The 8,197-nt window shown below is 51.5% G+C and carries 7 protein-coding genes and 1 pseudogene; 2 read left to right on the top strand and 6 right to left on the bottom strand.

The window, feature by feature from the left end:
* The first annotated feature begins 89 nt into the window (after positions 1-89).
* Positions 90-707: pseudogene (gene epsC / locus VEI96_00030) on the top strand (serine O-acetyltransferase EpsC).
* A 33-nt stretch (positions 708-740) separates the two neighbouring features.
* Complete coding sequence (gene cysS, locus VEI96_00035) at positions 741-2,198, top strand: cysteine--tRNA ligase (protein ID HXX56367.1); 1,458 nt, start codon at positions 741-743, stop codon at positions 2,196-2,198.
* Positions 2,199-2,209: 11 nt separating this feature from the next.
* Here the strand turns inward: cysS and VEI96_00040 are convergent, their stop codons facing one another.
* The 6 genes from VEI96_00040 to VEI96_00065 form a co-directional block, all read right to left on the bottom strand.
* Entirely contained in the window at positions 2,210-3,763 is a 1,554-nt protein-coding gene (locus VEI96_00040; GenBank protein HXX56368.1) for a fused MFS/spermidine synthase, read from the bottom strand.
* Positions 3,764-3,863: 100 nt separating this feature from the next.
* Positions 3,864-4,844, bottom strand: coding sequence for an alpha/beta hydrolase (locus VEI96_00045; GenBank protein ID HXX56369.1), 981 nt, complete (start codon positions 4,842-4,844; stop codon positions 3,864-3,866).
* 273 nt (positions 4,845-5,117) lie between these two features.
* On the bottom strand, positions 5,118-5,399 hold the full coding sequence (locus VEI96_00050) for a hypothetical protein (GenBank protein ID HXX56370.1): 282 nt from the start codon (positions 5,397-5,399) through the stop codon (positions 5,118-5,120).
* Between the two features lie 161 nt (positions 5,400-5,560).
* Positions 5,561-5,944 carry a hypothetical protein gene (locus VEI96_00055; protein ID HXX56371.1) on the bottom strand — a complete coding sequence of 128 codons (384 nt, stop codon included), beginning with the start codon at positions 5,942-5,944 and terminating at the stop codon, positions 5,561-5,563.
* 119 nt (positions 5,945-6,063) lie between these two features.
* Positions 6,064-7,290, bottom strand: coding sequence for a (Fe-S)-binding protein (locus tag VEI96_00060; GenBank protein ID HXX56372.1), 1,227 nt, complete (start codon positions 7,288-7,290; stop codon positions 6,064-6,066).
* Positions 7,280-7,966: a hypothetical protein gene (locus VEI96_00065; GenBank protein HXX56373.1), complete on the bottom strand. Its 687-nt coding sequence runs from the start codon at positions 7,964-7,966 to the stop codon at positions 7,280-7,282. The genes VEI96_00060 and VEI96_00065 overlap by 11 nt, the downstream gene beginning before the upstream one ends.
* Positions 7,967-8,197 lie beyond the last annotated feature (231 nt).

Consider the following 8,197-nt stretch of genomic DNA (forward strand, 5'->3'; position numbering starts at 1 on the left):
CCCGTCGGACGCCGCCTTTCGCTGTCGAGGATAAGCCATGATACCCCTGTTTTTGGTGTATAATACGTCTAAACATGGGCGTCTGGAGCATGATAAAAAGGGATTACGGTGCCGTTTTCAGGAATGATCCCGCTGCAAGGAACGGCCTTGAAGTGGTTCTCGCCTACCCGGGATTTCACGCAATATTGTTTCATAGAATCAATCATGTCCTCTGGGATTTGCGGGTACCGGTAATTCCACGCCTTCTTTCCCATCTCGCACGATTTCTGACCGGCATCGAGATTCACCCTGCTGCGAAGATAGGCCCTGGTTTCTTTATCGACCATGGTATGGGGGTAGTAATAGGAGAAACTTCAGACGTCGGAGAAGACTGCCTTCTCTATCAGGGGGTGACGCTCGGCGGCACGGGAAAGGAGAAGGGCAAACGTCATCCCACCCTTGGGAATCACGTGATCGTCGGAACCGGAGCCAAGATACTCGGTGCGATAACCATCGGCGATCATGCTAAAATAGGCGCTAATGCCGTTGTGCTCGATCCCGTGCCAGACTACGCCATCGTGGTGGGTGTCCCCGGGAAGGTTATCAAGAAGAAGATTCTCAGGATGATGGAGGAGGGTCCTGTCGAGAGCCTGGCCCGCGTCTATATGCCTGATCCGGTAGAGGAAAAATTCAGGGAATTCGATAGATCGATTGTGGAACTCGAAAAGAAGATAGCAAGACTCGAGGGAAGAGGAGGAGCGGTGCGCGTTTACAATACGTTGTCGGCGAAGAAGGAAGAGTTGATTCCCCTTACTCCCGGGAAGATCGGTATGTATGCCTGCGGGGTGACGGTCTATGACCTCAGCCACATCGGCCATGCACGCAGTGCGATCGTCTTCGATGTCATCAGGAGATACCTGGAGTTCAGGGGCCTTGCGGTCAAATACATCAGAAACTTTACCGACATCGACGACAAGATTATCAACAGGGCAAAGCAGGAAGGCATTGCCTGGGATACCGTCGCAAAAAACTATACCGAAGAGTATTACCGGGACATGGACAGGCTCGGGGTCGGCAGGGCGGATGTGGAGCCGAAGGCGACGGACCATATACCCGAGATTATCGCCATCGTAAAAGGCCTTGTGGACAAGGGGTATGCGTACGGAATTGATGGAGATGTTTACTTCGAAGTGAAGAAATTCGGGGACTACGGAAAGCTCTCCAAGAGGGACATCGAGGAGATGCTCGCCGGCGCACGCGTCGAGGTCGATCAGAGGAAGAGAAGTCCCATGGACTTTGCCCTCTGGAAGGCATCGAAGGAGGGCGAACCGTCGTGGGAGAGCCCTTGGGGTCCGGGGAGGCCCGGCTGGCATATCGAGTGTACCGCGATGTCGATAAGACATCTCGCCGAAAGCTTCGATATCCACGGAGGTGGCGCAGACCTCATATTTCCCCACCACGAAAACGAACTCGCCCAGTCGGAGGCCTACACGGGGAAGCCCTTTGTGAAATATTGGATACACAACGGATTCATTACGATCGATAAGGAGAAGATGTCAAAGTCCCTTGGGAATTTCTTTACGATAAGAGAGATCCTCGAGAAGTTCGACCCCGAGGTAGTCAGGTTCTTTCTCCTCTCAACGCATTACCGGAGTCCGATCGAGTTTTCCGATGAATCCCTGCGCGAGGCCGAGGCGTCCATCGACCGGTATTATACGACGATAACTAGGATAGCAGATTTTCTGACCAGCGTGACTGATAAGCCGAAGCCGTCCCCGGAAGAAAAATCCCTCGAGGGAGTCCTTGCAGCCTTTATGGACAAGTTCAGAGAAGCGATGGATGACGATTTTAATACGGCCCTCGCACTGGGACATATCTTTGAATTGATCCGAGAGGTCAACCGGTTCCTCGATGCGAAACCCTCAGGCCCGAAGGCGAAGGAGCTTTTGTTACGGACAAAAGAACTCCTCAGCGATTCCGGGCGAGTCCTCAATATTTTCAACAAGCGTCCCGAGGAATGGTACGATGCGCTCATGGAGACAAAGAAGATCCCTTACTCAAAAGCGGATATCAAGGAAAAGATACAACAGAGACAGGATGCGCGTCTCCGTAAGGACTGGGCGGCGGCTGACGCCATAAGAAAAGAGATGGAAGAACAGGGGATAATCCTGGAAGACAAGAAAGACGGGACCGCCTGGAAGGTTAGCGTGAGCAAATAGGGAGTTTGTGTCTATCGTTGTTTCCTGTTGTAGCCGAAGCGCTCTTCAAAGACCGGAGCGATGAGATTATCGACTGGCGCGTAATCATCCCTGAGGATGACAGAGTATGTCCTCATCACGTATCGGTCCACGAGGTCTTCCGGTACCACTGCTGATAGCGCTCTGCCCTCACCCCTCCGTTTAAGGTACGAATCAAAGTCTCTCAAGTTCAGATCGTTCTTCCCCGCAACTATGACAAAGGTGGCCGAACCGATTCTTTCAAAATTCGGGCTTATCGCTATCAGGTGGACATTCCTTTTGCCGAAGACTTCCCGCAACGTCCGGATATAGGATGGCAGGAACGATCCTCTCTGAAAATTGTCGATGATATTCGTGAGTAAAATCCCGTCCCTATTCAGGACATCCTTGAGCAGCAGAGCGAATTCCTTTGTGGTCAGATGATACGGTATGGACAGGTCGTTATAAGCATCGACAAAGACGACATCGTATTTCTCTCTGCAGTTCATGACAAACCAGCGGCCGTCGGTATTATAGGTGCGGATTCTTGTGTCCTGAGGCAGGCCGAGATACCGGTAAACAACCCGTGTTATTTCAGGGTCTATCTCAACGACGTCGATTTGAGCCCTCGGATAAGAGATCTCCATATACCTCGGAAAGGTGTATCCCCCGCCGCCGATCGCGAGGCTCCTGAAGGCCGCATCTTTTTCGAATCTCCATCCGAGTACCTCTCCGTAAATCCTTTCATACTTATATTCGATGTGGAGCGGGTCCTTCAGATTCACGTAAGAGTGCGTAAGGTTATCAAGCACAAGGGCCTTTAGAGGTGTCTTCCCGTCGGAGCTTGTGGCTTCCTTGACCTTGATCGTGTAGTAATCGCTCTCCCGGTAATAATTGGTGTAAGAATCCGCCGGCGGTCTAAATGCCGAACTGTAGACGGACGTGAGGAGAAGGGCGGGAAACAAGAGGAATCCGATCGCGAACTTCTTCGTCCTGAAGAGTCCACCCCAGACGGCCCCGGTGACGATCAGGATCGCACCCATCGTCAAGATGATATGTCTTGTCCCCATCCAGGAGATGAGGAAGAAGCCGGCGGCAAAGGTTCCGATGATCGAGCCGAGGGTCGAAAAGGCATAAATCTTGCCGACGACGTCCCCGGCCGTCTCGACATTCCGGAGTGCGAGCTTGACGACGACAGGCGAGATCATCCCGAGGATACAACTCGGGATGAAAAACGTCATCGTCGTCACGATAAGAATGCGAAGCATGAGAGACGTCGGAAAATGGTAGCCTGCAACGAGATTCGTCATGGGTGCGATGAAGAGCGTAGTCATTCCCGACAGGAGCAGGAGCCATCCCAGGGTCTTCCTGTCGGGAAATCTGTCCGCCAGTTTCCCTCCCGAATACGCGCCGATGCTGATCCCGGCAAGGACGACACCGATGATGCTTGTCCAGGTGTAGAGGGATACCCCGACAAAGGGCGCCAGGATGCGGCCGGCGACGATTTCGATCACGAGGATGCAGAAACTCGCGATAAACGTAATGGTATATGCCGCGATGATGTTCATAACCCTTCCCGTTTTCGATCAATCAGATACATGTAGTGCGATTAACCCATACATGATAGCATACGGCCTTTTGGGGATTCCAAGCCGTGCCCCTCGGGTATCACCCCGGTAGGTATCTGGACAGATAAGCCTTCAGGCCTTCGACGTACTCCCTGCCGGAAACGAGGAAGCCCTCGTTGTGTCCGCCGGTAATCCGCAGAAATTCCTTCGGCTCGCTCGCTCTTTCGAAAAGCATGAGCCCGTGCTCAAAAGGCACTATCTCGTCTTCGGGACTATGGATGAAGAGTTTCGGTATCCTCAATCTTCCTACCTTGCCGATTGATTCGTAATGGTATCGCGAAATAAGGGAGACCGGCAGGTGCGGAAAGAACTTCTTCCCCAAAGCAGGCACCGAGGTAAAGCCCGACTCCATGATGAGGATACCAGTCTGCTTCCGTAGCGCTACTTCTGCGGCAACGGCGCTTCCGAGAGAACGCCCGAATATGATGATCCTTCCTGGGTCGACATGGAGGACGTCTCTAAGATAATCCCATCCGGCCTCCGCATCAAGGTAGGTCCCTTTCTCATTCGGGGAACCCTCGCTCTTGCCATATCCGCGGTAATCGAATATGAACACGCTGAGACGCAGGTCATGGAAAATCCGGATCGAATCAAGACGGTGCGAGATATTCCCCGCGTTTCCATGACAGAAAAGTACAAAACCGCGGGCATTGTCAGCTGGGATAAACCATGCCGAGATATTTAACCCATCCTTTGTCAGTAGGGTGAGTTTATGGTAGTCGAGCCCGATGTTGCGGGGAGTGGCTTCTATCTCTCTTGCAGGGAAATAGAGCATCGAGCCTTGCTTCGCGTAGACATAAGCGATGAGGAGCAGATATCCAAGGACAAGGCCGGCTGCAACAAGAAGCAACATTCTTTTTACCGTGTTGGGCAAAGTCTCGACGGAATCCTCTGATGTGATCTCCTGCTCCGGAGTATCAGCCTGTAATTCACCGTTCAGTATATCACAAAAGAATTCCTCAAACGAGGCGAAGTGACCGGAGATGCCGGTTATGCTTGGGTATGCTCGTTTCTTCCCCATTTTGTTGTCCTAGGCATCATTGTCTTTGTCGCGACTCCGAGTCAAAAAAGATAATTGTCAATTCCGGATATGCCAGGATGAAAGGTTAGCACGGCGGACAGCACGATAGGGGAAGATAATTCAGTCTATTGTGTACACCGACAAAGTGGGACTGCAACCATTTTGACACACTAATATTTCCCGATAGAACCATCACTCATTTGCGCAGAGGGTATTTGAGGAGTACTTGTCCTCGCCCACGATGAGATTCGGGCAGCTAGACCCAATAATCCACTACTGCCTAGTATATTGTCTTCCAGTGGAATCTATACAGGATTGCGAACCATTTTCAGAAATATAACACGCCGTACAGTTTCCGTTGCAGTCCATGTACATCATATTACACCTGGCGACTGCGCTAGAGATATTAAAGACTTCGACATCGCCTATCAACTGGTTATTATCAGGGTTACCGACGTAACAGGATACAGCCGTGCTGTCTGCCCCCATCGCCAGAATAACCTGTCCCATGAGCAGGCAGAAAACGATAGACACACCAATTATTATTCTTCCCATGACTCCCTCCTTATTATTCTATCTGTAAATTTACTCTTCATGTTTGGCCTTGTCAAGATTTCTCAGTGAAAAGCAGGATAACGCGATCCTCGCGGAGTCTGCGGATCGCTGCGAATCAGGTGCTGTCAAGCGTCGCCTGCATCAGGCTTGTTGCCTAGTGGTTATCTAAGCCATTCGAGAGCGTCTTCGAGATTGTCAAAGGCCTTAACCCACATGCCTCGATTTACTGCCACGGTTTCGCCGAACCTCCCCGGGTCAAGGATTGACTCGTGAAGAACATATGCAAACTGTGGCTGGGGAATACTTCGTTCTATTCTGTACCTTGCAACCGTCTCGGCCGCGAATTTGCCATAGAGAAAACGCTGGTAGTTTTCAATCTCGCCCTTGACTTCCCGTCCATCGAACAGGATCTTCATAGCTTTCTGTTCTGAAACAGCATCAAGCATCTCAATAAAGGTCCTCTCGGCCTCTCTTAACGAGAACTCACCTGTCACAATTACGTGAAGCAATCCTGATTCAGCGGATATTCTGAGATTCATGCCCATCTTGCACCAGCCTTTCCAGCCAACATTATTGCGTATGCCACAAATGACAACCCTTCTCCCCTCCGTTTCTCAATGGTCTTGAACATTCCCTTCATGCGGCAATCTCGTCCCGAACGTGATTAGGAAGTCGATTTCTTCTCGCTCTCGACAAGGCTCGCAAGCAACTCCATGATATCCGTAATTCTTATCCTTTGGTCTTGGTTCTGCATGCCTTCGTTGACCTGCGCATAGCAGGCCGGGCAACTGAAAATAAGCCGGTCGGCCTTTTTCTTCACCGCCTCATCGATTGTCGACCTTCCGATTGCATTGGCATTTTCAGGATATACCTTCCTCGCCGCTCCACCGGCGCCGCAGCACCTGGAATTGATGCCGTACCGGTCAAATTCAACGAGTTCCACTCCGGGTATGCTTCTGAGAATGGTCCGGGGTTCCTCCGTAATACCGACGCCCCTGCTGAGATAGCACGGATCATGATAAATGAGCCTCTCCGACAATCCTTCCCTGATCTTGAGCATTCCGCTCTTCAGTGCCTCGGCTGCGAACTGCGTCATGTGTCGGATCTTAAACGGCAGATCCTGACCGTAGAATATCGGCCAATCCCTCGACATGATGTTGACACAGCATGGACACGAGGATAAGAGGAGCTTCACGCCCTTTGCCTTGTATGCCTGGACGAGTCTCTTCGTCAGGGTTTCGAGCATGTCGTGCTGCCCCGAGGCAAAGAGAGGAAATCCGCAGCAAACCTCTTCTTCGGGAGGCAGCATGGTAAAGGGTTCTCCAATCGCTTTCAAGACAAGGACATCTCCCCGAACCATAGGCTGCGCCGAATAGGCGCCCGTACATCCTGCATAGTAAGCGATCTCAGCCTTTTCAGCTGCCTTGACGTCCTCGGGAAACCACGGTTTGAACCTGTCTTCGGCAGGCATATTGTAGGGATTGCCGGTATCCTTTATTACCGCGGGCATCTTGGCCTGACCGCCTATGGGGCCGAACCCCCGCTTCACCATTTCCTTTCTCAGGGTGGGCCAGAGCCTCTGGGTGAAGATGCCGACGGGACAGTGCTGTCCGCAGGCACCGCAGGTCGTGCATTCGAAGACCGCCTTCGTAAAATCTTCGAGAAGCTGACGGTCAATGTCCCTCGGCCCGAAGAGCCTCGCCTTCAGGCCTTCGGTCGCCCTAATGAATTCCTTGAAGACACGGATCTTCTCGGGAGGGGATATCGCAGGTCTACCGTTAACGTCCTGGATAGGACAGAATTGCAGACATTCGCCGCATTGCGTGCAGGCGTCCAACTCTATGAGCTGCTGTGCGGTGAGGCTTTCAGTAAAACAGTTCCTATTTTTCATGGATCACCCGACTGAGGGTCTCTTCCCGCTGTCGTGCGCCGATGAGCACGAGCGGGGCTGCAAAGATATGCGTTGGCAGATTTACCATCAATGCCAAGAAAAGGGCGAAGTGAAAGATAAATAGAGCGCTGCCGGGGACCGCACCAAACCTGAACGTCACCATTCCCATGACAAATGTTTTTACAGAAGCGATGTCGGGATGGTAGACCGTTTTCATGAGGAGTCCGCTGATGCTTAAGGCAAATATCAGGATGAGAAGCAAAAAGTTGTAACTCGAAACGTATTTCTTCTTCTCAACGAGAAATTTTACGGTACTTATATAGAGCAATGCAAACGGAAGGGCATATCCCGCAACGGTTCCGAAAGGCTGTAAAGCCCAAACCCATTGAGGCACCGGATTGAGGAAGTATCTCAAGTGTCCGAGTATCACGAGCACAAAAGAGAGATGGAAAATCCATTCCCCAAGCCAAAGGACATCATTCACACTGAGGAGCCTCCGGAAGAAAAGGATGTCGCCTGCAGCCAAAAGGAAGGTCTTCGGTGTCACCTTGTCTGATCCGACTCCGTTCACGGGTTTCTTCTTTACCCATATCCATACCTTGGCAGCATAGGTACCGAGAAGAACCAGCAGCGAGAGGTAGTAGCCGAGAATGAGAACGATCCCTAACGTCCACATAAGACAATCATGTCCCGTCTGCCTGGTGGTTGGCGAAGAACAGGCAGTTTAAGATAGTCCGGAAGAAATTCGACATGGGAAAACTTACGCATTACGCTCCTCCTGAGTAGCCGCTGCGCGACGATCTGTTGTCCTCATTCTCTTACGGCCAGTTGCTCAAGCCATGACTCATCTTGAAAAGGAAATATCGCTCGAAGGCGATCTTCATCCATTTATACCTGATTCCCTCTT

The organism is Thermodesulfovibrionales bacterium (genome assembly GCA_035622735.1).
Taxonomy (GTDB): domain Bacteria; phylum Nitrospirota; class Thermodesulfovibrionia; order Thermodesulfovibrionales; family UBA9159; genus DASPUT01.